Origin of the sequence: Streptomyces sp. WAC06614 (assembly GCF_003949795.1) — a bacterium.
Classification (GTDB): Bacteria; Actinomycetota; Actinomycetes; order Streptomycetales; family Streptomycetaceae; genus Streptomyces.
Genome location: NZ_RPRY01000637.1, coordinates 1 through 1,608, shown reverse-complemented (window position 1 = coordinate 1,608; position 1,608 = coordinate 1). Strand labels below are relative to the sequence as shown.

Below are 1,608 nucleotides of genomic sequence, written 5' to 3'. Positions count from 1 at the left end.
GAGGGATCCGGTCCGGGGGCGGGTCAGATCAGGGAGGCGTAGAGGCTCGGGCGGCGGTCGCGCAGGTACGGGTTGTTCTCGCGGGAGGCCGCGAGGAGCTCGGGGTCGACCTCGCCGAGCACCAGCTCCTCGCCGCGGCCGGCGCGTGTGCGGGTCGCGCCGTCCGGGGCGGCCAGGCAGCTCAGCCCGACGAACTCGAACTCGCCCTCGGGCCCGGTCCGGTTGACGTACGCGATGTACATCTGGCTCTCGAAGGCCCGGACGGGCACGAGCTGCTCGGCGACGAACTGGAACGGGTGCATCTGGGCGGTCGGCACCAGGAGGAGGTCGGTGCCGGCCAGGGCGTGGGCGCGGACGTTCTCCGGGAACTCGACGTCGTAGCAGATCATGATCCCGATGCGCAGGCCCGCGTACTCGACCTGGACGACGGGGGTGTCGCCGGGGGTGAAGGCGTCCTGCTCGAAGCAGCCGAAGAGGTGGGTCTTGCGGTAGTTCGCGAGCGGGCTGCCGTCGGGGCCGAGGAGCTGGGCGGAGTTGTGGACCGTGCCGGTCTCCGCGTCGCGCTCGGGGTACCCGTAGAGGACCGCGAGGCCGTGGCGCCGGGCGATCTCGCCGATGGCGCGGGCCGACATGCCGTCGCGGGTCTCGGCGTAGGAGGGGACGTCCGCCAGGTCCAGCGCGTAGCCGGTGAGGAACATCTCCGAGGTCACGAGGAGCCCGGCCCCGCCCTGTGCGGCGCGCGCGGCGGCCTCGTCGAGCGCCTTGAGGTTCTCGGCGACGTCGCCGAGCCGTCCGGAGCTCTGGAGGAGGGCGATGCGCAGCGGGGGCATGGGCGTACCTCTGGGACAGGTGGGGGTGGTGTGCGGTCCTTAGAAGGTACGTTTCGCCGTCCGGCCGCAACAAGGCGGGGATGTTGCGCGCTACTGAACGATTCGTTGCGCGTTCTGGCGCTTCGACGGCGATTCGTTGCGCGCGGGGCCGGGTTCTTGATCAGCGGCGCAGCAGGAGGGTGGCGAAGCCCCAGGTGGGACGGTACGTCGTCAGCCATTCGGTACGGTGCTCGGCCGCCACGGCCAGCGCTTCGGCGTGGTCCGGGTGCTCCGGGTGGTCCAGCGCCCAGGCGGCCAGGGAGCCGCTCCAGGACCACTCGTAGTCGTCGAGCTCCTCGCGGGTGCTGAGGTGACCGTACACCGGCGTCCAGCCGGCGCGGGTGACCAGGTCGAGGGTGCCGGGGAGGTCGGCGAGCTCGCCCATCACCTCGACGGCGGCGGGGGCGGGGGGGTGCTCCCAGTAGCCCTCCCCGACGAGGAGGTACCCGCCGGGCGCGAGGTGCCGCGCGGCGGCGTCGAGGGTGCCCTGCAGGCCGCCGAAGGCGTGGGTGGCGCCGACGCTGAGGACGAGGTCGTACGGGTACGGGGCGGTGTGCTCCGCGGCGGGCCGATGGTGCAGCGCGAGCCGGCCGGCGAGGCCCCGGGCCTCGGCGGAGGCACGGGCGAGGGCGAGGGCGGGACCGGAGAGGTCGACTCCGTCGGCCGTGGCGGTGGGGTGTGCGGCGAGGGCGCGGAGCAGCCATTCGGCCTGGCCGCAGCCGAGGTCCAGGAGGCGGGG

General features: G+C 73.7%; 2 protein-coding genes. Both read right to left on the bottom strand.

Annotation, left to right across the window (positions count from 1 at the left end):
- Window positions 1-23: 23 nt before the first annotated feature.
- A complete protein-coding gene (locus EF918_RS35510; RefSeq protein WP_125652951.1) occupies window positions 24-830 on the bottom strand; it encodes a carbon-nitrogen hydrolase family protein in 807 nt (268 codons plus the stop codon).
- A 160-nt stretch (window positions 831-990) separates the two neighbouring features.
- Window positions 991-1,608: cyclopropane-fatty-acyl-phospholipid synthase family protein (locus EF918_RS35505; protein ID WP_148141352.1), on the bottom strand; the 618-nt coding region annotated here is incomplete at its 5' end.